The organism is Antarcticimicrobium luteum, assembly GCF_004358185.1.
Classification (GTDB): domain Bacteria; phylum Pseudomonadota; class Alphaproteobacteria; order Rhodobacterales; family Rhodobacteraceae; genus Antarcticimicrobium; species Antarcticimicrobium luteum.
The window spans coordinates 1-22,477 of the sequence record NZ_SMUV01000065.1 but is presented as its reverse complement, the minus strand read 5'-3'; the positions used below and the strand labels follow the sequence as shown (position 1 = coordinate 22,477).

At 65.1% G+C, this 22,477-nt stretch carries 24 protein-coding genes; 8 read left to right on the top strand and 16 right to left on the bottom strand.

What is annotated here, in order from left to right; all coding sequences use genetic code 11:
• Positions 1 to 6 precede the first annotated feature (6 nt).
• Both E1832_RS10900 and E1832_RS10895 read right to left on the bottom strand, forming a co-directional pair.
• Positions 7 to 651, bottom strand: a complete 645-nt coding sequence (locus tag E1832_RS10900) for a MarC family protein (protein ID WP_342635566.1) — start codon at positions 649 to 651, stop codon at positions 7 to 9.
• A 26-nt stretch (positions 652 to 677) separates the two neighbouring features.
• Entirely contained in the window at positions 678 to 1,130 is a 453-nt protein-coding gene (locus tag E1832_RS10895) for an iron-sulfur cluster assembly scaffold protein (RefSeq protein ID WP_133359780.1), read from the bottom strand.
• A gap of 67 nt (positions 1,131 to 1,197) precedes the next feature.
• Here E1832_RS10895 and hisI point away from each other — a divergent pair, with 67 nt between their 5' ends.
• A complete protein-coding gene (gene hisI, locus E1832_RS10890) occupies positions 1,198 to 1,560 on the top strand; it encodes a phosphoribosyl-AMP cyclohydrolase (protein WP_133359779.1) in 363 nt (120 codons plus the stop codon).
• Positions 1,561 to 1,636: 76 nt separating this feature from the next.
• Here hisI and gluQRS read toward each other — a convergent pair whose 3' ends face one another.
• From gluQRS to E1832_RS10875, 3 genes are all read right to left on the bottom strand, one after another.
• Positions 1,637 to 2,485, bottom strand: a complete 849-nt coding sequence (gene gluQRS / locus E1832_RS10885) for a tRNA glutamyl-Q(34) synthetase GluQRS (protein WP_133359778.1) — start codon at positions 2,483 to 2,485, stop codon at positions 1,637 to 1,639.
• Positions 2,482 to 3,855, bottom strand: a complete 1,374-nt coding sequence (gene trmFO, locus E1832_RS10880) for a methylenetetrahydrofolate--tRNA-(uracil(54)-C(5))-methyltransferase (FADH(2)-oxidizing) TrmFO (protein WP_133359777.1) — start codon at positions 3,853 to 3,855, stop codon at positions 2,482 to 2,484. Before trmFO ends, gluQRS begins: the two co-directional genes overlap by 4 nt.
• A 299-nt stretch (positions 3,856 to 4,154) precedes the next feature.
• A complete protein-coding gene (locus tag E1832_RS10875) occupies positions 4,155 to 4,940 on the bottom strand; it encodes an enoyl-CoA hydratase (protein ID WP_133359776.1) in 786 nt (261 codons plus the stop codon).
• A 58-nt stretch (positions 4,941 to 4,998) separates the two neighbouring features.
• Between E1832_RS10875 and E1832_RS10870 the strand changes: the two genes are divergently transcribed.
• Together E1832_RS10870 and E1832_RS10865 are read left to right on the top strand one after the other, a co-directional pair.
• Complete coding sequence (locus tag E1832_RS10870) at positions 4,999 to 5,418, top strand: PaaI family thioesterase (protein WP_133359775.1); 420 nt, start codon at positions 4,999 to 5,001, stop codon at positions 5,416 to 5,418.
• A gap of 205 nt (positions 5,419 to 5,623) precedes the next feature.
• Entirely contained in the window at positions 5,624 to 6,616 is a 993-nt protein-coding gene (locus E1832_RS10865; protein WP_245513946.1) for an SLAC1 anion channel family protein, read from the top strand.
• A 72-nt stretch (positions 6,617 to 6,688) separates the two neighbouring features.
• Here the strand turns inward: E1832_RS10865 and E1832_RS10860 are convergent, their stop codons facing one another.
• Positions 6,689 to 6,916 carry a DUF1127 domain-containing protein gene (locus E1832_RS10860; protein ID WP_245513945.1) on the bottom strand — a complete coding sequence of 76 codons (228 nt, stop codon included), beginning with the start codon at positions 6,914 to 6,916 and terminating at the stop codon, positions 6,689 to 6,691.
• 95 nt (positions 6,917 to 7,011) lie between these two features.
• Here E1832_RS10860 and E1832_RS10855 point away from each other — a divergent pair, with 95 nt between their 5' ends.
• The 3 genes from E1832_RS10855 to rpsI all read left to right on the top strand — a co-directional run bounded on the left by E1832_RS10855 (position 7,012) and on the right by rpsI (position 9,555).
• A complete protein-coding gene (locus E1832_RS10855) occupies positions 7,012 to 8,445 on the top strand; it encodes an aminotransferase-like domain-containing protein (protein WP_425358968.1) in 1,434 nt (477 codons plus the stop codon).
• A gap of 160 nt (positions 8,446 to 8,605) precedes the next feature.
• The gene (rplM, locus tag E1832_RS10850) at positions 8,606 to 9,064 is read left to right on the top strand and encodes a 50S ribosomal protein L13 (protein ID WP_133359891.1); all 459 of its coding nucleotides are present in this window, start codon (positions 8,606 to 8,608) and stop codon (positions 9,062 to 9,064) included.
• A gap of 5 nt (positions 9,065 to 9,069) precedes the next feature.
• Positions 9,070 to 9,555 carry a 30S ribosomal protein S9 gene (rpsI, locus tag E1832_RS10845; RefSeq protein ID WP_133359774.1) on the top strand — a complete coding sequence of 162 codons (486 nt, stop codon included), beginning with the start codon at positions 9,070 to 9,072 and terminating at the stop codon, positions 9,553 to 9,555.
• A gap of 93 nt (positions 9,556 to 9,648) precedes the next feature.
• On the opposite strand, the gene E1832_RS10840 is transcribed toward rpsI, so the two are convergent.
• From E1832_RS10840 to E1832_RS10800, 9 genes are all read right to left on the bottom strand, one after another.
• The gene (locus tag E1832_RS10840; protein ID WP_133359773.1) at positions 9,649 to 10,263 is read right to left on the bottom strand and encodes a TetR/AcrR family transcriptional regulator; all 615 of its coding nucleotides are present in this window, start codon (positions 10,261 to 10,263) and stop codon (positions 9,649 to 9,651) included.
• On the bottom strand, positions 10,256 to 11,125 hold the full coding sequence (gene ppk2 / locus E1832_RS10835) for a polyphosphate kinase 2 (RefSeq protein WP_133359772.1): 870 nt from the start codon (positions 11,123 to 11,125) through the stop codon (positions 10,256 to 10,258). The genes E1832_RS10840 and ppk2 overlap by 8 nt, the downstream gene beginning before the upstream one ends.
• 50 nt (positions 11,126 to 11,175) lie before the next feature.
• Positions 11,176 to 12,126 carry an alpha/beta fold hydrolase gene (locus E1832_RS10830; protein ID WP_245513944.1) on the bottom strand — a complete coding sequence of 317 codons (951 nt, stop codon included), beginning with the start codon at positions 12,124 to 12,126 and terminating at the stop codon, positions 11,176 to 11,178.
• 8 nt (positions 12,127 to 12,134) lie between these two features.
• Positions 12,135 to 13,073 (bottom strand): homoserine O-acetyltransferase MetA, encoded by a 939-nt coding sequence (gene metA, locus E1832_RS10825; RefSeq protein WP_133359889.1) that lies wholly within the window; start codon positions 13,071 to 13,073, stop codon positions 12,135 to 12,137.
• Positions 13,074 to 13,335: 262 nt separating this feature from the next.
• Positions 13,336 to 14,199, bottom strand: coding sequence for an ATPase (locus E1832_RS10820; RefSeq protein ID WP_133359771.1), 864 nt, complete (start codon positions 14,197 to 14,199; stop codon positions 13,336 to 13,338).
• A gap of 46 nt (positions 14,200 to 14,245) precedes the next feature.
• Positions 14,246 to 15,148, bottom strand: coding sequence for a DMT family transporter (locus E1832_RS10815; protein WP_133359770.1), 903 nt, complete (start codon positions 15,146 to 15,148; stop codon positions 14,246 to 14,248).
• Between the two features lie 28 nt (positions 15,149 to 15,176).
• Positions 15,177 to 16,061, bottom strand: a complete 885-nt coding sequence (locus E1832_RS10810; RefSeq protein WP_133359769.1) for a DMT family transporter — start codon at positions 16,059 to 16,061, stop codon at positions 15,177 to 15,179.
• A 211-nt stretch (positions 16,062 to 16,272) separates the two neighbouring features.
• Positions 16,273 to 17,838, bottom strand: coding sequence for a glutamine-hydrolyzing GMP synthase (gene guaA / locus E1832_RS10805; protein WP_133359768.1), 1,566 nt, complete (start codon positions 17,836 to 17,838; stop codon positions 16,273 to 16,275).
• A 75-nt stretch (positions 17,839 to 17,913) separates the two neighbouring features.
• Entirely contained in the window at positions 17,914 to 19,182 is a 1,269-nt protein-coding gene (locus tag E1832_RS10800) for an OmpP1/FadL family transporter (protein WP_165978860.1), read from the bottom strand.
• Between the two features lie 266 nt (positions 19,183 to 19,448).
• Between E1832_RS10800 and E1832_RS10795 the strand changes: the two genes are divergently transcribed.
• Positions 19,449 to 20,993, top strand: coding sequence for a trimethylamine methyltransferase family protein (locus E1832_RS10795; RefSeq protein WP_133359766.1), 1,545 nt, complete (start codon positions 19,449 to 19,451; stop codon positions 20,991 to 20,993).
• Here the strand turns inward: E1832_RS10795 and E1832_RS10790 are convergent.
• Positions 20,986 to 21,297, bottom strand: coding sequence for a DUF6477 family protein (locus E1832_RS10790; protein WP_133359765.1), 312 nt, complete (start codon positions 21,295 to 21,297; stop codon positions 20,986 to 20,988). The two genes, E1832_RS10795 and E1832_RS10790, sit on opposite strands and share 8 nt — an antisense overlap.
• A gap of 509 nt (positions 21,298 to 21,806) precedes the next feature.
• On the opposite strand from E1832_RS10790, the gene E1832_RS10785 reads away from it, so the two are divergent.
• The coding region (locus E1832_RS10785; protein WP_245513943.1) for a DUF6456 domain-containing protein at positions 21,807 to 22,477 on the top strand (671 nt) is incomplete at its 3' end.

The following is a 22,477-nucleotide window of genomic DNA, read 5'->3' as shown; positions in this document are numbered from 1 at the left end:
CTGGGTTCACAGCTCTCCGGTGGTGACGATGCGCAAGAGCGCGGTCAGCACCGCATTGGCGGCGACCGATGCCAGGATCATCCCCATCACACGGCTGACGATGGCCGATCCCGCCTCGCCGATCAGCCGGATGATCGGCTCGGCCAGCCGCATCATCAGATAGGCGGCGACGATGACCGCCAGCATGATCGCTCCGGTCACCGCCTGGTCAGAGATGCTGAACCGGTTGTTGTCGGTCAGGATGACGATTGCCAGCATCGCCCCCGGCGAGGCGAGCGAGGGTACCGCCAGCGGAAAGATCGCCGGATTTGGTGTGCGGCGGTCGTCGACGGTCATGTCCGACAGGGCGCGCTGCTCGGCTTCGGTCTTGCCCTCACCAAAGATCATGGTCAGCGCGAAGAGGAACAGGACGATGCCCCCGGCCACCTGAAAGGAATTCAGCCCGATTCCCAGCGCATCGATCAGCAATTGCCCGAAGATCAGGAAGAACAGCAGAACACCGGCGCTGACCAGCGCCGCCTGCAGCGCGATCTGACGGCGCAGGGCGGCGCCGGCGCCGGCGGTGATGGCGATGAAGACGGGGATGGTGCCGATCGGGTCGATCACGACCCAGAGTGTGACGATCTGTTCGAGAATACCGTGCAAGATCACTCCGTCCTGTTCACCCGGAACGGGTCTCAGGCGCAATCGGCCTGTTCGGCCTGTTCCATCGCCTCGGCGGTGGCCTCGAGCGCCAGCAGGATCGAGGCGTGGCGGTTCTTGTATTCGCGTGCCGGCCGCAGCACCTCCAGCCCGTCGAACGGCGCATCGGGCGCCGGGCCATCCTGTTTCAGCATCGCTTTGAGCTGATCGCGCGCCCGTTCCACCTGCGCCCGCGTCGCGCCGAGAATCGCGCCGCCCACCACCGCGGCCGAGGCCTGCCCCAGCGCGCAGGCCTTCACGTCCTGGGCGAAATCGGCAACGCGGCCATCCCGGACCGTGACATCCACGGTCACCGTCGAGCCGCAAAGCGGCGAGCGTTTCTTGACCGTCGCCTGCGGCCCGTCGAGCCGGCCCAGATGCGGAATGTCGGCGGCCAGCGCCAGAATGCGCGCCGAATAGAGCTTGATCAGGTCGGTGTTGCCGGACATGGGTTTTCCTCGCATCGTCTTCCCCATACATAAGGGGACCGCCCTCCGATGCAAAAGGTTTTCGCCGATGTCCTTCGATCCTGCAACGCTCACATTCACGTCAGACGGGCTGATCCCGGCCATCGCCCAGGACGCGGCGACCGGCGAGGTTCTGATGATGGCCTGGATGACCGCCGAAGCCGTCACACGGACGCTGGAGACGGGGCGCGTCACCTATTGGTCGCGCTCGCGCCAGGCCTTTTGGGTCAAGGGCGAGAGCTCGGGCCATGTGCAGAAACTGGTGGATTTCCGGGTCGATTGCGACCGCGACTGCCTGCTGGTGCTGGTCGATCAGACCGGACCGGCCTGCCATACCAACCGGCGCAGTTGTTTCTATACCGCCGTGCGCGCGGGCGAAGAGGTCGAGCTGATGACGCCGGTGGAAGACTGACCCCCCAGCTTTTTCCGGCCGAAAATACTCCGGGGGAGCGACGTCGTCGCGGCGGGGGCTGGGCCCGGTTCAACGCTCACCCCAGGCCCACCATCCGGCGGATATCCTCCGGCGTCGCGCCGTCGGCGCGGTATTTTGCAATCGCGCGGGCATCGTCGCGCTTGGCCAGCCGCTTGCCCTGATCGTCCCGGATCAGCCGGTGATGGTGATAGATCGGCGTGGGCAGACCCAGCAGGTGCTGGAGCAGGACGTGGATCTGGGTGGCCTCGAACAGGTCGAGACCGCGCACCACATCGGTGATCCCCTGATCGGCGTCGTCCACCACCACGGACAGGTGATAGGAGCTGCCCATCCGCCGCCGCACCAGCACGATATCGCCCACCGCCCGGCAGAGGTGGTCGCGGTCGAGCGCGTGGCGCCCCTCATGCGCCGGTCCGGTCTCGGCAAAGCCGAGCGGGGGCAGGGCGGCAGTGGCCTTGTCCATGTTCAGCCGGATCACGTCCTCCGCCCCGGCCTCGGCCATCGGGCGCGCGTGACAGGTGCCGGGATAGATCCGCCCGTCGGGGCCAAACCGCGGCACCCCCTCCTGCGGCGCGCCGGCGGCGGCCTCGATATCGCCGCGCCGGCAGCGGCAGGGATAGGTGAGGTCCATATCCGCCAGCCGGTCCAGTGCCGCTGAATAGCGATCCATCCGCTCCGACTGCCGCATCACGGGGTTTGGCCAGCGCAGCCCCAGCCAGTGCAGATCGTCATAGATCAGCGCCTCCCACTCGGGGCGGGCGCGGCTCTGGTCGATATCCTCGATGCGCAACAGGAAAGTGCCGCCCGCCGCCCTCGCCATGTCCTGCGCCAGCAGCGCCGAATAGGCATGGCCCAGGTGCAGCGGCCCGGTGGGCGAGGGGGCGAACCGGGTGGTGAAGCTCACAGCGTCCCCGCCATCCCTTCTGCCATCCCCTCCGCGGCTGCCAGCCAGGCGGTCCAGTCGTCCTTGGCCCGGTCGGTATAGGCCTTGTAGCGGTCCTTGCGCCCGCGCCGGCCGCCCCTCAGCCCCTCGACCGGGGGGAACAGGCCGAAATTCACGTTCATCGGCTGAAAGGTCCGGGCCTCCGCCCCGCCGGTGATGTGGGTAACCAGCGCGCCGGTGGCCGTGGTGCCCGGCGGCGCGGTCAACGCCCGGCCCTGGATCTCCGCCGCCGCCATCCGGCCCGCCAGCAGGCCCATCGCCGCGCTTTCCACATAGCCCTCGACGCCGGTGATCTGCCCGGCAAAGCGGATATTGGGTTTCGACTTCAGCCGCATCTGCGTGTCCAGCAGCGTGGGCGAGTTGAGGAAGGTATTGCGGTGAATGCCGCCCAGCCGGGCGAAACGGGCCTGCTCCAGCCCCGGGATCATCCGCAGAACGTCGGTCTGGGCGCCGTATTTCATCTTGGTCTGAAAGCCGACGATATTGAACAGCGTCCCCAGCTTGTTGTCGCGGCGCAATTGCACGATGGCATGGGCCTTGACCTCCGGCTGATGCGGGTTGGTCAGACCGACGGGTTTCATCGGCCCGTGGCGCAGGGTCTCGCGGCCGCGTTCGGCCATCACCTCGATCGGCAGGCAGCCGTCGAAATACCCCGCCGTTTCCCCCTCGTGGAACTCGGTCTTGTCGGCGGCCAGCAGCGCGTCGATGAAGGCTTCGTACTGCTCGCGATCCATCGGGCAGTTGAGGTAAGCGGTCCGCTCTTCCTCGGTCTCGCCCTTGTCATAGCGCGACTGCATCCAGGCCTTGGACATGTCGATGCTCTCGGCATAGACGATCGGCGCGATGGCGTCGAAAAAGGCCAACGCCTCGGCCCCGGTCTCGGCCTGGATCGCCGCCCCCAGCGCCGAGGAGGTCAGCGGCCCGGTGGCGATGATCCATTGCCCCTCGTCCGGCAGGCTGTCGATCTCTTCATAAGAGACCGAGACGCGCGGATGCGCCTTCAGCCGCTCGGTCACCGTCTCGGAAAAGGGGTTGCGGTCCACCGCCAGCGCGCCGCCGGCTGGCAGCCGGTGCGCGTCTGCGGCCGACATGATCAGCCCGTTCGCCGCCCGCATTTCCCAATGCAGCAGCCCGACCGCATTCTGTTCGCTGTCGTCCGAGCGGAAGGAATTGGAACAGACCATCTCGGCCAGGTTGCCGGTCTGGTGGGCAAAGGTTCCGACCCTGGGGCGCATCTCGTGGATCACCACGTCGACGCCCGCCTGCGCCGCCTGCCAGGCGGCCTCGGACCCGGCCATGCCACCGCCCACGATATGAAGTGTGTTGCTCATTTTCTGGCAGATAGGGCACAGGCGCGGACAGTGCAACGCCAGACCGGCGATTGGGCCGGATGGCCGCCCGGATCGCAAGGGGACATGCCGGATGGCCGCATCGCCGTCTCAGGGCCGCCGCAGGACGGACAAGGTGCCGGAGAGAGAAGTCCGGCCCGGAGGGACCGTCCATCGGCGGCGACCCGAGACAAGCGACTTGAACATGAAAACATGTGCCACAGCGCATCCTTTTTGAGAAGCGGAGTGTTGGAAACAATTTTACGAATACACGAAACGATGCCGCCGCCGGCCTTGCCGGCTCACTGTTTCCAGTCCGGCGGGCGCTTGTCGAGAAAGGCGGCGATCCCTTCCTCTGTGTCCCGATAGAGCATGTTCTCGACCATCACCTCGCCGGCATAGGCATAGGCATCCGCGATCGGCATCTGGATCTGGTCGTAAAAGGCGCGCTTGCCGATGCGCACCGCCGCGCCCAGCTTGTTCGCCAGTTTCGCCGCCAAGGCGGCGGTTTCCGTCTCCAGATCCTCGGGCGCGACGGCCCGGTTGATCAGGCCCAGCTCGCGGGCGCGGTCCGCCTCGATGAATTCGCCGGTGCTGAGCATCTCGAAGGCCTGCTTGCGAGGGATATTGCGGCTGAGCGCCACCATCGGGGTGGAACAGAACAGGCCGATGTTCACCCCGTTCACCCCGAACCGGGTGCCCTGGGCGGCCACCGCCATGTCGCAGCTGGCCACCAGCTGGCAGCCGGCGGCGGTGGCGATGCCGTGCGCCTGTGCGATCACCGGCTGCGGCAGCGACTGGATCGACATCATCATTCGGGTGCAGCGGTCGAACAGATCTTTGAAATAGGCCTTGCCGCCATCCTCGGCCTGGCGACCGGCGGTCATCTCCTTGAGGTCGTGACCGGCGCAGAACGCCTTGCCCGCCCCCGACAGGATCACGGCGCGGATGTCGCGATCTTCCTTCAGCGCGTCGAACTGGGCTTGAAGCGCCGCGATCATCTCGTCGGACAGGGCGTTCAGCCGCTCCGGTGCGTTCATGTTCAGATGCGCCACCGCGCCGGTGTCGTTACGTTCCAGAATTGCCATCTTGCCCTCCCATGAGATGTTGCGCCAACTCTAGGGCCAATGAACCGGGAGGAAAAGCATGACTCTGGCCCTGAACCGCGAAGAGCTGACCGACTATCTGGCCGAGGTGTTTCCCCAGATCCGCGACGATTTCGCCATCGACGATCTGACCGAAAATACCATCACCATGCGGTTGCTCACCGACGATCGGCACCTGCGCCCGGGCGGCACGGTCTCGGGGCCGTCGATGTTCGCGCTGGCCGATGTGGCGGTCTATGCGATGGTGCTGGCGCGGGTGGGGAAAAAGGCGCTGGCGGTGACCACCAACTGTTCTCTGGACTTCATGCGCAAACCCGAGGCCGGGCGCGACGTGATCGCGCACTGCCGCCTGCTGAAACTCGGCCGCGTTCTGGCGGTGGGCGATGTGCTGATGGTCTCGGACGGCGGCGACAAGCCGGTGGCGCGGGCCACGCTGACCTATTCCATTCCGCCGCGCTGACCGACCGGGTGCGCCGGTGCGCGGCGGCGGGTGGAGTGTACGATGGGAGCGGGAAACTCCCCAGTCCTGTGTCGATACAATCGGGCCGGTCGACCGGTCGGGGCGCGCCGCATCAAAGGTAAACTCTGGTTGCATGTTTGATTTGTATCAATGACCCGGGCCGGCCCACCGCGCATGGTCGGGGAAAATATCACAAGGAAACGCCATGAGCGACGCACCCGCACCCGGCGCGATGCCGGATGAGATTGACCTTCATCGCCTGTCCCATTTTCCGATCACCTTCTTTGCCATCGTAATGGGACTCATGGGGCTGGTTCTGGCGCTGCACAGCGCCCATGAGACTCTGCCCTGGACCGCGCCACTGGCGCAGGGCGTTCTGGTTTTCGCGGCCTTGGTCTTTGCCACGATCGCGGGCTTTTACGCTGCCAAGATCCTGCGTCATCCGGGTGCCGTTCGCGGGGAATGGAACCACCCGGTGCGGCTGGCCTTCTTCCCCGCTTTCTCGATCTCGCTGCTGTTGACGGCCACCGCTTGCTATACCGATTTGCCGCAAATCGCCCGTGTGCTCTGGGTCCTGGGGACAGTTGCGCAGGGGGGGCTGACCATCGCCGTGGTTTCCGGCTGGATCAGCCACCGGTCGTTCGAGGTCGGGCATCTGACCCCCGCATGGTTCATCCCCGCGGTGGGCAATATCATCGTGCCGGTGGCCGGCGTCCGGCTCGGCCACCCGGAGATTTCCTGGCTGTTCTTCTCTGGCGGTCTGATCTTCTGGATTGTTCTGCTGACGCTGGTGATGAACCGGCTGGTGTTCCACAATCCGATTCCGGCGCGGCTGTTTCCCACGCTGCTGATCCTTATCGCGCCACCGGCGGTGGGTTTCGTTTCGTATTTTCAATTGGTTGGAAAGGTTGACCCTTTCGCTCACATCCTGCTGAACACGACCTATGTCTTTGCGGCGCTGATCCTGATGCAGATTCCCAAACTGTTGAAACTGCCCTTCGCGCTGAGCTGGTGGGCGCTGTCCTTTCCGGTGGCGGCCCTGACGATCGCGTCATTCCTCTATGCCCGCCTGGCCGGATCCGCGGCCCATGAGGTGATCGGCCTGATCGGTCTGGCCGCGCTGTCGGTGATCATCGTCGGGCTGCTGGCGCGCACCGTGCTGGCGATCAGCCGGCGGGAGATCTGTCAGCCCGAATGAGGGGGCGCAAACGAAAAAAGCCGGGGCACAAGGCCCCGGCAGGAAGAGGTCCGTTGCCGGACGGGGAAAGGGTCAGCCGTGCCAGAACGGGCGGTTCGCCTCGGTTCTGGCCTCGGCCTCGGTGATGCCGATGTCCTTCAGCATATGCGGGTCAAGCTGGCTCAGCCGTGTCCGGCTGCGCAGGCGACCGCTCCAGACACCCAGCAGGCCGAACAGGCGACGCGACACCGAAACGGTCGAGCGCTGGCGCCGGCCGGCGCCGAGAACGGTGGAGGGGTTGGACTGCATCACGCGGGACATTGGAACACCTATCGAAATGTATTGACACAAAGGCGATACGCCTTGTAGCTAATTGATACAATAACAGCGGCAGGTAGGTCAAAGGAAAGATTGTAGTGAGTACAATTTGGATGGGAACGCTCACCGAGGCGTCCGGACCCAAGTACAAGGCCGTCGCGGACCGCATCCGCAGGGCCGTCCAGGCCGGCAAGCTGAGCGCCGGAGAGCGGCTGCCTCCGGTCAGGGAACTTGCCTATCAGCTTGAAATCACACCGGGAACCGTTGCCCGCGCCTATACGGTCCTGACCGACGAAGGGGTCCTTCAGGCCGAGGTCGGACGCGGCACCTTTGTCGCCGGACGGTCGGGGCAGGGGGACGGGATGGATACCGCCGCCGAACCCGAACTGGGGTTCGAGTTGGATGTGGCGCCCCACAACAATGAGGCGGGGGACGGGTATTACGTCAACCTCTTCTCGCCGCATCTGCCGAACGTGGGCCAGGCCGCCCTGATTCGCGAACTGTTGACCGAGGTTGCGCAGAACCCGCCCTCGGGGTTCATGCATTACCCGTCGCGCGATGCCGCCCGCCCCGCGCGGCAGGCGGCGGCGCACTGGCTGTCCCATGCCGCTGTCGGCCGGGTGCGCGAGAGCGACGTGGTATTCGCCAATGGCGGACAGAATGCGCTTGGCCTGGTGATGCAGACGGTTTTGCGCGGCCGCCGCCCGGTGGTGCTGGTCGAAGAGCTGTTCTATCCCGGCTTTCGCCGCGCCGCCGAATTGCTGCGCGCCGATGTGGTGGCGGTCGAGATGGATGCCGATGGCATCATCCCCGAGGCGCTCGACGCCGCCGCCCGCACCCATGACGCGCAGATCCTGTGCACCTCGCCGGAGGCGCACAATCCGACGGCCACCTACACGCCGGAGGATCGCCGCCGCGCCATCGCCGAGGTCGCCCGCAAGCGCGATCTGCAGATCCTCGATGACAACTGCTATAACATGAAGGCGGGGGCCGGACCCAGCTATCGGCTGCTGGCGCCGGAACGGAGCTGGTATGTCACCTCGATCTCCAAGAACATCACGCCGGCCCTGCGCGTCGGCTTTGCCCTGGCCCCGCCCGACCGGACCGCGCATCTGCGCCGCAGCGCAGAACAGGGCTTCTTCGGGCTGGCCACGCCGCTGAGCGATCTGATGGCGCGGCTTCTGGTCGATCCGCGACTGGACGCGATCGCGGACAGGGTCCTGGACGTGACCCGCGAATATGTCCAATGCGCTGTGAATGAACTGGGCGGTTACCAGTTGGTTTGGCGGCCGGACGTTCCGTTCCTGTGGCTGACCCTGCCTGCGGGCTGGCGCGCCGGTGCCTTTGTCCAGGCGGCCGAGGCGCGGGGGGTGCGGCTGCGCCCGGCCGAGGATTTCGTGCTGCGGACCGCGCGGGCGCCCCACGCGGTCCGGCTATCGGTCAACACCGGCGTAACGCTTGGCGCCTTCGCGCGCGCCATGCAGCGGCTTCGGGATCTGCTTGGCAATCCGCCGGAGCAAATCACCGTCTGAGCGTGGGGTAAAATAGTACCTAATTTTTAAATCATTGATTTAATGTATTTAATCCTGAAATTGCGCTGTTGACGCGTCCCCTGTGGTTCCATATACCCCGTCCATCGAATTCCGGCGGCACCTGTTGTGTCCGCCGTTCACGACAAACGGGACCGATCCGATGAAAACCTTTTCTGCGACCCCTGCAGAGATCGACAAGAAGTGGATCCTGATCGACGCCGAAGGCGTTGTTCTGGGCCGTCTTGCCTCGATCATTGCCATGCGTCTGCGTGGCAAGCACAAAGCGACCTTCACGCCGCACATGGACATGGGTGACAACGTTATCGTCATCAATGCCGACAAGGTGCAGATGACCGGCAAGAAGCGCGATGAAAACTTCTATTGGCACACCGGGCACCCGGGTGGCATCAAGTCGCGCACCAAGCAGCAGATCCTGGAAGGCGCGCACCCCGAGCGCGTGGTCTATCAGGCCGTCAAGCGCATGCTGCCGGGCAACCGCCTGTCGCGTCAGCAGATGACCAACCTGCGCATCTACGCCGGTGCCGTACATCCGCATGAGGCCCAGAGCCCCGACGTTCTGGATGTCAAATCCATGAACAAGAAAAACACCCGGAGCTGAGACAGATGTCTGATCAGATCAACACTCTCGAAGAGCTGAGCGCCGTCGCCGGCGTCGCCCCCGCGACCGAAGAGCTCATCGCCCGCGAGCCGGTGCGTGACGAGCTTGGCCGCGCCTATGCAACCGGCAAGCGGAAGGACGCGGTCGCCCGCGTCTGGATCAAGCCGGGTTCTGGCAAGGTCACCGTCAACGGTAAGGAAATCAAAACCTATTTCGCCCGTCCGGTGCTGCAGATGATCCTGCGCCAGCCGTTCACGGTGGCCGGTGTCGAGGACCAGTTCGACGTCATGGCGACCGTCAAGGGTGGTGGCCTGTCGGGTCAGGCCGGTGCGGTCAAGCACGGCATTTCCAAGGCGCTGCAACTCTATGATCCGAGCCTGCGCGGCGCGCTGAAGGCCGCCGGTTTTCTCACCCGCGACAGCCGCGTGGTGGAACGGAAGAAATACGGCAAGCGCAAGGCGCGCCGGAGCTTCCAGTTCTCCAAGCGTTAATCGCTGGCGATCCGAAATCGACAAAGGCCGCGCTCCTGCGCGGCCTTTTCTTTTTGGGGCCGTTCTCCCGGGGTGGGGACGATCCGGCGGCGATCACCTGTCCGGTTCGATCAGGCCCAGCCCGCGCAGATAGATCCCGATCCCGGTCTCCAGCAGATCCTCGGGAGAAAACGGGGCGGTGGCGCCGGCGTTGCGGGCATAAAGCTCGACCACACCATGGCTCAGCGCCCAGATATGGGCACTGAACATCGAGGCGGGCGGGCGTTTGTCCGCCGGGATATGTTGCGACAGATCCGCGGCGGCCTTTTCAAGCACGCCGCGCGCCTGGGCCGAGGCGGCGGCCAGCTCCGGCGTTCGATTGACCGAGATGCCGCTTTCGAACATGGCGATGTAATGTCCGGGATGCTTGCGCGCAAAGGCCAGATAGGCGCGCCCGGTGGCCTCGAAGGCGGCCAGCGCCGAGGGCTGCCCACTGTCATAGGCGTATTGCATCAGATCCGCGAACATCTCGAAGCCTTGGCGCGCGGCCTCGGCGATCAGATCCTCGCGGCCGGCAAAATGGCGATAGACCGCCGCCGGCGTGACCCCGGCCGTCTTCGCCGCCTCGGACAGGGTGAATCCGGTCGGCCCCTTGGCCTCGATCAGTTGCAACGCGGCCTCGATCAGCGCCTGGCGCAGATTGCCGTGATGATAGCCGCGTTTAGCCATCCCAGATGTCCGGGCCGCCGCAAACCTGCGGGTCGCATCGGCCGAGCGCCTTTTCGTCCTTGTGATCGTAGTCCAGCGCCAGCAGCACATGGCGGATCGCCTCGATCCGCGCACGCCGCTTGTCGTCCGACCGGATCACCGTCCAGGGGGCGCGGGCGGTATGGCTGCGGATGAGGGTTTCCTCGATCGCCTCGGAATAGGCGGTCCAGCGCGACAGCCCCTTGACGTCGATCTCGCTGAGTTTCCAGTGTTTCAGCGGGTCGCGTTCGCGGTCGAGAAACCGGCGCAGCTGTTCGGCGCGGCCGACGTTCAGCCAGAATTTGAACAGGTGGATGCCGTCGTCCACCAGCGCCTGTTCGAACGGGCGTACCTGGCGAAAGAACCTCTCGCGCTCGGCATCGGTGCAAAAGCTGAACACCTTTTCCACCACACCGCGATTGTACCAGCTGCGGTCAAAGAACACGATTTCGCCGCCCGCCGGCAGGTGGTCAATGTAGCGTTGAAAATACCACTGGCTGCGCTCGGCCTCGCTGGGCTTGGGCAGGGCAACGACACGGGCGCCGCGCGGGTTGAGGTTTTCGCGGAACCGTTTGATGGTGCCGCCCTTGCCGGCGGCGTCGCGCCCCTCGAACAGGGTCACGATGCGTGCGCCGCTGGACTTTGCCCAGGACTGCATCTTGACCAGTTCGATCTGGAGGTTTTCCAGCTCGCTTTCATAGGGTTTCTTGCCCATCCGCTCGGAACGGGGGTAGTCCGGGTTCAGAATGTCGTCCTTGTCCGCCCGCCGGATCGCATTGCGGATGTCGTCGGGCGCCTCGTGCTCGAAAAACCGGGTGATCGCGCCGTCAAAGGGAAGGTCCATGCGCCTGCCTGTCCGTTGTTGGTCATTCTCTATATGGAATGTTAATCGGGTTAACGCAAACCCGCACGTCGCGCCGCGCGGTCGATTGCGGCGGCCACGTCCGGCGCGGCGACATGCTGTGGCATATGGCCGATTCCCTCCAGCCAGGTCAGCCGTGCACCGGGTACGCGCCGGGCCAGGTTCTCGGAATGCAGCATGGGGTCCACGGTGGAATCGGCGGTGCCGTGGACAATTTCGGTCGGCACCGAGATGCGCGGGTAATGGGGCGCCAGCGCCCTGATCTCGTCCAGCAGGGTGGCGCGCTGCACCGCGTTGGCGCGCAGCGACTCCCGCCGCAGGGTCAGGCCGGGTCCGAAATGCTTCGAATACCCCTCCGGGACGGGCTGCGGGGCAAAGACCGCCGCCAGTTCCCGGTCGACCTTTCCGTTGGGCACCCAGGCGGTGAGGGCGGGCACCGCCAGCGCCTGACCCAGCGGCGAGGAGGTGATGCGATAGAACAGATCGAGCGGTGTCTCCCAGGGGTGGGAGGCCGCCGAGACCGGCACCAGCGCCGACAGTGCCTCGGGATGATGCACCGCCCAGGCCAGCGCGACCGCGCCGCCATAGCTCTGGCCCATCACCACCGGCCGGTCGGCGCCCAGGGCCCGCGCCGCGCGCACCAACAGCGCGGCCTGATCCGCGATGCTGGCCCCGCCCGCGCCGATCCGGTCGGTGTAACCCAGTCCGGGCCGATCGAAGACGATCACGCGATACCGCTCGGCCAGCAGCGGCGCCAGGGCAAAGGTCATGTCGCGCGCATTGCCGCTGGCTCCGTGGATCAGCACCACGTCGGGGCCGTCGCCCATGACCTCGGCGTGGACGGTGACCCCGTCCACCTCGATCAGCCTGCCGCCCGGCGGGTGACTGGCCTCGGCCCGTGCCTCGGCCCGCGCGGCGCGCCACAGCGTCACCGCCCAGACCAGAGCCACCAGAACCAGAAAGATCACAATTGCGCGGATCACATATCCCCTCAGCCGCGCAGGTCGCTGGACTCCACGCCGATCTTGTCGATGTCATACGGGGTGGTCAGATAGATCTCGCTGATCCAGTTTCCATAGAGAAGATGCGCCTGGCTTTTCCACCGGTTCAGCGGTTTTTTAGCGGGGTCGTCATCGGGGTAGTAGTTGACTGGAACCCGCGCCGGCGTGCCGTTCGCCACGTCCCGGTCGTATTCCTGCTTGAGGGTGTCGCTGTCATACTCGAAATGGTTGAACACATAGAGCGCGCGATGCGACGGATCGGCCACCAGGCATGGCCCCACCTCGTCGCTGCCCAGCAGCGTCACCAGCTCGGGCACGGCGTCGATCTCGTCCTGCTTCACTTCGGTCCAGCGGCTGACCGGCACCACGAAATCATCCGAGAACCCGCGCAGAAACGGCGACGCGGGCGACAGGTTCTTGTGCCGGAAGCAGCCGAACGCCTTGTCCTTCAACAGGTGTTTCTTCACCCCGTGGAAATGATTGATCATCGCCATGCCGCCCCAGCAGACGCCAAAGGTGCAGTGCACATTGGTCTGGGTCCACTCGAACACCTCGCGCAGCTCGTCCCAATAGGTCACCTCGTCAAAGTCGAGATGCTCGATCGGCGCGCCGGTGATGATCAGACCATCGAACTTTTCGTCCTTCATCTCCTGAAACGGGCGGTAGAACTCTTCCATATGCTCGGACGAGGTGTTCTTGCTCTCATGTCCCGACATCCGGATCAGCGTCAGTTCGATCTGCAACGGTGTTGCGCCGATCAGCCGGGCGAACTGGGTCTCGGTCTGAATCTTCTTGGGCATGAGATTGAGCAGCGCGATCTTCTGCGGGCGGATGTCCTGACGCGCCGCCTGTTCCTCGGACATGACCATGACGCCCTCGCGCGTAAGCACGTCATAGGCAGGCAGGTCGGAGGGGATCTTGATGGGCATGTCGAATATCATTCCTTGTTCTCCCGCTAGATAATCCGAGCCTGCGCTGCTGCCAAGTCATCGGTCTACCGTTGCGGGTGTCGGGTCCGGGCCAATCGGCCTGTTGCGGGACGGGTGCCTAGAAAATTGTCGTTTTGCGACGCTCCAATGTCGGTTTCAGCGCATCATCGTTCGGGGTGGCCTGGCCATGCCCGCGTGCGCTGTTGCCCGACGTGGAGCCCGGGCAGGTTTCGCACCGCGAGGATGGTCTGCTCGGGGCCGGTCAGCCCCGGGCTGCAATCGCGCCTGCGATCAGGTCGTCGAAATCGGCGGCATCTCGCAGCGCGGCGATCTGATCGGCGGTCACCGTGACGCCCCAGCGTGCGGCCATCGCGGCATAGCGCGGCTGCCGATGCGCCAGCGCCTGGGCATAGGTCCAGCGGATGAAATCATCCGGGTCCACCTGATCCTCGGCGCAGCCCTTTTCCTTCAGGTACTGGTCCCAGGCACGGGCCAGGAACCCGGGCTGGTAGGACATCGGCTTGGGCGCGCGGTCAAACCGGTGGATCAACTCGCGGGTATGGGCCTCGTCGCCCTTGATCCAGACCATCAGCGTGTGCTTGTCCAGCTCGCTCAGGACCGGATCCGCGGGATTCTCCGGGTCCACCCATTCGCAGATCGAGCCGCCGGTATCGCAGATGAAATGGGGATAGCCATAGAGCCGCTCGGCACGGTCGATGAAATATTCGGTATCCAGCAGCGCGTGTATCTCGGCCAGCCGGAACTGTTCCTGCCGGCGGCGGTATTCGGCGATCGGCAGCCCGCCCCTGGCCGGGTCGCCCGGCTTGCCCAGATAGGTCGAGACCGGGGTGAGATTGTCAAAACTGATGTTCGAGCCGATATAGATCGAATCCGACAGCAGCAGATCGCGCAGGAACGGCACCTTCATCGCCTCGGCCTTGGCGTTGTCGGTGATGTATTCGCCCATGTAGCGGGTGCCGATGCGGTAATCGATGCTGTAGTGGAACCAGTCGCCCGCCGTTCGCAGCATGTTGCTGACATGGGTCTTGCCCAGGCCCGACATGCCAAAGAACAACACCTGTTTGCGCGCCGCCCCGCGCCAGTCGTCCGCCGAAGAATAGAGCATGGTTGCGCCCCCTTTTGGCCCTTGCTAGCGGCGGCGGGCGGGGGGGTCAATCGCGCCGTCGCCCGATCTTTCCGTTCACGATCAACAGCCCCAGCGCCAGCAGGGCAAAGCCGCCAAAGGCGGACGGGCTCAGCGCCTCGCCCAACACCAGCGCGCCCAGCACGATCGCCACCGGCGGGATGATCAGGGTGACCAGCATGAGGTTGCCGGAGCCCGCCATGCCGAGCACCCGGTAATACAGCAGATAGGCCCCCGCCGTGCCCGCCAGCGCGTAATAGCCGATGGCGCCCCATGTGGCGGGAGCGAGCGTCAGTTCCACCGGCCCGTCGATCACCCAGGCGGCCGGCAACAGGACAAGGGTGGAGCCGGTCAGCATCCCCGCCGCCGCAACCTGCGGCGCCAGCCCGCCCAATTTCGACCGGGCCCAGGAGCTGGCCAGCGCATAGGAGAGCGTGCCGCCCAGCACCGCAAGCTGCGCCATGCTGCGCGGATCGAACGCGGTCAGCTGCCCTGCGCCGATGGCCAGCGTCACCCCGGCAAAGCCGATGGCCACGCCGACCCCCCTGCGCCAGGTCAGCCTTTCGTCGGCAAAGACCAGCGCGGCCACGATCACCCCGAAGATCGCCGTGGTCGCATTCAGGATCGCCGTCAGACCGCTCTCGATATGCAGCTGGCCCCAGGTCATCAGCCCGAAGGGGATCACGTTGTTCAGCAGTCCCATCATCAGGAACGCCGCCCAGACCCTTGGGGCGCGCGGCACCGGCAGGCGCATCGCAAAGACGACCGCCCAGAGGACCAGCATCGCCCAGAACACCCGGTGCAGCACCACCGTCAGCACCGGGATCTCATTGAGCGCGATGCGCATGGTCAGAAAGGAGGCGCCCCAGATGAGGCCCAGAAGGGACAATTCGGCCCAGGCGCGGGGCGAGATGGATTTTTGTGTGCTCATGGCGGCCAGTTAGCCGCCGGCGATGCGGTCACGCGACCCGGAACCTGCGGGTTTCGGCCAAGATGTTGAGGTAGTTTCCGGCAAAGATGACCGCCGCCCCGGCAAAGACCCAGATCTCCAGCGGTTCCGAATAAAGCAGCATGCCGACGATAGCGATGGTGGGCAGACGGGCGAAATCGATGGGCATGACCACCGTGGCCGGCGCGATGGAGAGCGCGTTGGCGATGCAGAAATGCGCCAGCAGCCCACCGAGGGCGATCAGCACAAGCCAGGGCGCGGTGGTGGCGTCGGGCAGGGCCACGTCACCGTCGATTGCGGCGGCGATGATCCCGAAGACCAGTTGCAGCAGGGTCAGCCAGAACATGATGTTCGCGACGCTGTGGCGCCGGGTCAGCCGCTTGGTCAGCATATTGGTGAAGGCAAAGAACACCGCCGTGCCGGCGGCGGCGAAAACGCCGACGTTCAGCGTGTCGGGACTGGGCCGGGCGACGATCAGGATGCCCGCGAATCCGATCACCGCCGACAGCGCGCGGATCGGGGTGAGCCGTTCGCCCAGCACCAGCGGCGATAGCACCACGACCCAGAGCGGCGCGGTGAACTCCAGCGCAAAGACCTGCGCCAGCGGGATCGCGGTGACGGCGAAAAACCACAGGTTCTGGCCCGCGAAATGGACCATGTTGCGCACCACCTGCTGCCCCAGATCGCGCCGGGTGACCTGTCTCAGATGGCCGGTCAACGCCAATATAAGGACCACGATGGCGAACCCAAGTGCGCTACGATACATCATGATTTCAAAGGTATCCAGCGCAAAGCTGACCTCACGTCCGGCGACCGCCATGGCCGAGAACGAGGCGATGGCGCCGGTCATCCACAGCGCGGCAAGCCCGACGCGGGGCGGCGATGTATCCTGCATGCGGGCTCCTCTCCCTGGCTGGCACCGAACCGCCAAAGCCGGGGAAGGTCAAGCGGGTATCCCGCAGCGGTTGCGCCGTTGGCGGACCGGGGGGCCCGCCGTGCGGACCGCAGATCGGTCGATAGTCATGTATCGATTCGAGGCCTTGCCGCAAGCCATTGAAAAACAAAACCCCGGCGCCGGGCCGGGGTTCCGCTTTGGGGCGATGCCCCTATTCCAGCTCGATCGTCCCGGGCGGCTTCGAGGTGCAGTCGTAGAACACCCGATTCACGCCCTTGACCTCATTGATGATCCGGGTCGAGGTTTCGCCCAGGAACTCGTGGGTGAAGGGATAATAATCGGCCGTCATCCCGTCCACCGAGGTCACCGCGCGCAGGGCCAGCGCATAGTCATAGGTGCGCCCGTCGCCCATCACGCCGACGGTGCGCATCGGCAGAATGGCGGCAAAGGCCTGCCAGATCTCGTCGTACAGCCCGTGCTTGCGGATCTGGTCGATGTAGATCGCGTCGGCCTTGCGCAGGATCTCCAGCTTTTCGCGGGTGATCTCGCCGGGGCAACGGATCGCCAGGCCCGGTCCGGGAAACGGGTGGCGACCGATGAAACTGGCCGGCAGGCCCAGCTCGTGGCCCAGGGCGCGGACCTCGTCCTTGAACAGCTCGCGCAGCGGCTCGACCAGTTTCAGCCCCATCTTTTCGGGCAGGCCGCCGACGTTGTGGTGCGATTTGATCGTCACCGAAGGCCCGCCGGAGAAAGACACGCTCTCGATCACATCGGGGTACAGCGTGCCCTGCGCCAGAAACTCGGCCCCTTCGATGTCATTGGCGTATTTCTGGAATACATCAATGAACAATTTGCCAATTATCTTGCGCTTTGTTTCGGGATCGGAAACGCCGTCGAGCTCGCCCAGAAACAGATCGCTTTCGTCGGCGTGGATCAGGTTCAGGTTATAGTTCTCGCGGAACATCTGAACGACCTGCTCGGCCTCGTTCAGTCGCAGCAGGCCATGGTCGACGAAAACACAGGTCAGCTGATCGCCGATGGCTTCGTGCAACAGGATGCCGGTGACCGAACTGTCGACGCCGCCGGACAGGGCACAGATGACTTTCTTGTCGCCGACCCGGTCGCGGATTTTCTGGATCATCTCCTCGCGATAGGCGCCCATGGTCCAGTCGCCGGTGAAACCCGCCAGTTTGACGAAGTTTTCGTACAAGGTGGCGCCGTTCGGGGTGTGGTGCACCTCCGGATGGAACTGCACCGCAAAGAAACCCCGGTCCAGATCGGCGGTGATGGCAAAGGGGGCACCGGGCGAGGTGCCGTAGACCTCGAACCCGGGGGCAAGCTTGCTGACGTGATCGCCATGGCTCATCCAGACCTGTTCGCGGCCCTCCAGAAACCAGCCGGTCAGAAGGTCGATCCGCTGATCGGCGGGCGTCACATAGGCGCGGCCGAACTCGGCGGTGTGGCTTTCGCCGGCCTCGACCATGCCGCCCAGATCCTGCATCATCACCTGCTGGCCATAGCAGATGCCCAGGATCGGCACGCCCAGATCATAGACCGCCTTCGGCGGCCGGGGCGAGCCCTCGCGCGCAACCGAATCCGGCCCGCCGGAAAAAATCACGGCCTTGGGCGAAAAGGTCGTCAGGAACGTGTCGGTCACGTTCTGATAGGGGTGGATTTCGCAATAGACGTTCAGCTCGCGCAGGCGGCGCGCGATCAGCTGCGTCACCTGGCTGCCGAAGTCTATGATGAGGAGGCGGTCATGCGATGGGCGTGTCATGGATCGGCTGATAGCGCCGGTTCCTTCATTCCGCAAGTGGCGCCCGCATGCCAGGGCACGCGGGCGCCGCGGTTGTCACCATTTATAGCTCAAACCGATCGACAACTCGTTCTGATACATGCTCAGCGTGACCGGTTGGCCGAAACCGGGGGTCAAGTTGCTGCCGCTCTTTTCGGCCTCCAGCGCATGGGTAAAGGCGCCGCTCAGCTCCCAGCCGTTCTTCATCGCATAGCTGGCACCGAACGAGGCGTGCCAGCGGATCGTGGCCGGCGCCAGGACGTTGAGCAGAACCTCGTTGTCATCGGTGAAATCGGTGGCATAGCTGACGCCGCCGCGCAGGGTCAGCCGCGGACTGGCCCGGTAGATCGCCGCGGCGCGCACCACGTTCATGTCCTTCCAGCCGAAGCCGGGGCCGTTGTTGGCGCCCAATGGCGTCGCCAGCAGCGCGCCGGAATTGGAGATCGCGGCGACATCGCTGAAGAATATGCGCTGGAACTCGGCGGTCAGGGTCAGGTTGGAATACGCCGCCGGCGTATAGGCGGCCCCAAGGGTCGCGGTCGCCGGAATGTCGAAATCGCCCTGTTCGGCGAACAGGCCCGCATAGCTCCGGAACTGGTCCATCTGCATCCTGGTGCGGTACGAGGCGCCGATGGTCCACTCCGCGCTCGGCTCCCATGCCATACCCAGGTTGAGGCCCCAGCCATGCGACCAGTCATCGCCGTTGTTGGTCAGCGCCGCCGGATTGGTGGACATCGCCCCGAACGCCTGCAGACCCGTCGCGCTGAACCGCTGCGCGGCAAAGACCGGCGCGATGCCCAGGCTCAGGGCATCATTGATCTGATAGGCAAAGCTGACCGACATAAACACCTGTTCCAGGTTTACGCCCAGCGGCGAGGTGCCAGCGCCGAGCCCGGCAAAGGGATTGCCGACGTATTCGGTGTTCATCCCGCCATTGCCATAGATCACAAAGCCCACCGTGCTGCGGTCGTTCAGTCGAAAATTCGCCCCGCCACAGGGGATGGCGAAGAGATTGTTCTCGCTGCTGTAGCTGCCGGGGGTCAGTGGCGCGGCACCGCCGATGGTGAACCCGCGCTCGGGGGCGAAGAGCGTGATGCAGCCTTCGGCGCCATTGCCGACCCTGAAACCCAGGGCCGGGTTCTGTGCCAGGCCCAAGACGCCGTTGTCGACGGCGACGCCGGATCCCGCCATCGCCTTGGATTGCGGGTTGTAGCCGTTCGAGAAATACCCGTTTGTGGCATGTGCCGGAGTGCTGAGGATCAGCCCGGACACAAGTGTTGAGAATGCGCTGACCGCGAAGCGGCCGCGCAGTTTGTTTACTGTCATTTCCCTCTCCCTGTACGGGCCGGCGCTGATCTGCCGGCCCATGCTCTGTTGGTTCTCCGGGCTTCCGTAAAGGTGACCGGAGATCTCATATTAAGCCGCCTTTAAGCACTACACATAGTGTTTTCTATATATCTTTAAAAAAAAATGTGTTGTGCGGTGGCGGTGATGTCGCTTTTTCCCCGGATGCGCCGTTATCCTGATCCGCCCGAACGGGAAGCTGGGCTATCAAGCGATCCAGAGAAGTCCGTTTATCGGGGGATGAAGACATGGCAGAGGCGATTTCACGGCGCAGGGCGCGGGGAGGCGGCGGCGCCGCGCGGCGTGCGGAACGGACCGCCGTCCGGATCGAGACCGCGAAATATATCGAGCGCAATATCCCCAATTTCGAGATCCTCACCGAGGAGGCCCTGGAAATCATCGAGGCCAACGCCGAAACCGTTTTGGCCGAGATCGGGGTGAATTTCGTCAACAATCCCGCCGCGCTGGACCGCTGGCGCGAGGCCGGGGCCGAGATCGAGGGCGAGCGGGTGCGCATCCCGCGCGGCCTGGCGCGGAAACTATGCGTAACCGCGCCCGCGTCCTACACCCAGCACGCCCGCAATCCCGACCGCAACGTGGTGATCGGCGGCAAGACACTGGTCTGCGCGCCGGTCTACGGCCCGCCCTTCGTGCGCGACGCCGGCGGCGGCCGCCGCTATGCCACGATGGAGGATTTCCGCAACTTCGTGAAGCTCGGCTATATGTCGAAATGGCTCCACCATTCCGGCGGCACGGTGTGCGAGCCCACCGACGTGCCGGTGAACAAGCGGCATCTGGACATGCTGATGGCGCATATGACGCTGTCGGACAAACCCTTCATGGGCTCGGTCACCGAACCGAGCCGGGCGCAGGACAGCGTCGAGATGTGTGAGATCCTGTTCGGCAAGGAATTTGTGCAGGAAAACACGGTGATGACCTCGCTGATCAACATCAACTCGCCGATGACATTCGACGATGTGATGATGGGCGCGCTGGAGGTCTATGCGCAGAACAACCAGGCCTGCGTGATCTCACCCTTCATCGTCGGCGGCGCGATGGCGCCGGTCTCGGTCGCGGGCACGCTGACCCAGGTGCTGGCCGAGGTAATGGCGGGGATCGCCTATTCCCAGCTGATCCGCCCCGGTGCGCCGGTGGTGTTCGGCGCCTTCGTCACCTCGATCGACATGAACAGCGGCGCGCCGACCTTTGGCACACCCGAGGCCAGCCAGATCCTCTATGGCGCCGGGCAGCTGGCGCGGCGGCTGGGGCTGCCGTTCCGCTCGGGCGGCGGCCTTTGTGCCTCCAAGCTGCCCGATGCGCAGGCGGCGTATGAGACCGCGCATACCCTGAACGCGGCGCTGCTGGGCGGGGTGAACTTCATGCTGCACGCCTGCGGTTGGCTCGAAGGCGGGCTGGTGTCCTCCTACGAGAAATTCGTGATGGACGCCGACCAGCTCGGCATGCTGCACAAGCTCGCCGAAGGCGTGGCGGTGGATGTGAACGCCCAGGCGATGGATGCGATTGCCGAGGTGGGGCCGGGCGGCCACTATCTGGGCTGCGCCCATACCCAGGCCAATTTCAAACAGGCCTTCTGGCGCACCGATCTGCTCGACTACAAGCCGTTCGAAACCTGGGAGGAGGAGGGCGCCCGCGATACCCAGGCGCTGGCCTCGGTGCGGGTGGCCAAGCTGCTCAGCACCTATCAGCAACCCGCGCTCGACCCGGCGATCCAAGAGGCGCTCGAGGCCTATGTGGAGGACAAGAAGGCGTCGATGCCCGACGCCTTCATGTAGGCCAGACAGACACCGGGGCAGGGCGATCGGCCGCGAGCAGATGCGCCTCGCCCACCATTGCGATCAGAACGTCCAGATGCCGGGCAAGGGAGTACCCGGCATCGCCGTCGCGGCGCAGGTCGTTGATCTCGTCCTCGATGTCCATCAGACGCATCAGGGCCGGGGCCGGGGACGGCAGCCCGCCATAGCCGAGCAGCCGCGGCAGATGCACGCTGCGCCGGTACTCCTGTGCCCCGATCCGCGCAGCGCGGACCAGCAACCGTGGCCGGTGGCGGGCTGAGAGGAGGCTGAAAAGGTCTTTCATCGCGTGTCCTTTCGGAAAAAGCGGCGGCAGACCCTCTGTTTTACACAACCCGTGCGAGTGTTGCGGGCGCTGGAGATCAGCGCGCGGGGGTTTTCATTTTTGTTTATCTTTTGGAAACAATGATTTCCATTCACGCGCTGATTTAACCTCTGATTAACCAGGGTTGCACACGATTGTGGGTAAGCTTGGGGATGCATTCTGGAGAACCGGATCTGCCCTTGAGACGACACCCCGGCGAAAAGATAACGCACTCTCCTCTGCCGCCGGTCCCGCCCTGGGTTCCGATCCCCGCACAGCGGTATCTTCTTCATACCGTCGCAGGACGACCGATCCGGGCCCTCGCCCGGTCCGCGGGATGTCATGCCTCGACCGTGCTGCGCCAGATCCGCCAGGTTGAAATGCGCCGTGACGACCCGCTGGTCGATGCGGCCCTTACCGCATTGGCGCGGGATCATTTCCCGCCCGCGCGCCTGGATGACGGGCGGGCCCCAGATCAGGAGCCTGCCGCGATGCCCCAGCCGCCCGACCGCGCCGCCTTCCCGCCGGCCTCGCCCGAGGCCCTGACCGTTCTGCGACGGCTGAGCGACCCCGGCGCGGTTCTTGCCGTGGCGGAACAGATGGAAAAAGCGGTGGTGGTCCGGGCGGATGCGACCGGGGCGGGCACCCGCACCGCCGTGGTTCCGGTCGCGGTCGCCGAGGCGATGGCGCTCAACGACTGGATTTCCTGCGATGCGCCGGGACGGATCAGCCGTTATCGTATCACCGGAACCGGTCGGGCGGCGCTGCGCCGGATGCTGGCCGAAGCCGAGAACCGCGCGCGGGCACAGACCGACACAGGGTTTTCCGAGGCGCCGTCGCCCTATCGGCTCGGCGGCGTCCCCGCCGGCGATGAGGATACCGCGGCGGAGCGGCGGGCCCGGTACTGCCGCAGCGAAAGTCCGCTGGCTCTTCTGGCGCGGCGCAAGGACCGGGACGGGCAGCCGTTCCTCGATGGCGGGCTGGTTCGCGCCGGCGAGCGGCTGCGCGAGGATTTCGAACTGGCCCAGATCGGCCCGCACGTGGCGCAGAACTGGGACCGTTTCCTGACCGGAGGCGGGCAGGGCGGCGGCGGCGACCCGGTCCCGCCGCACGGGCCGGGCGCCGCGCGCGACCGCGTCGCCCGCGCGCTGGCCGACCTCGG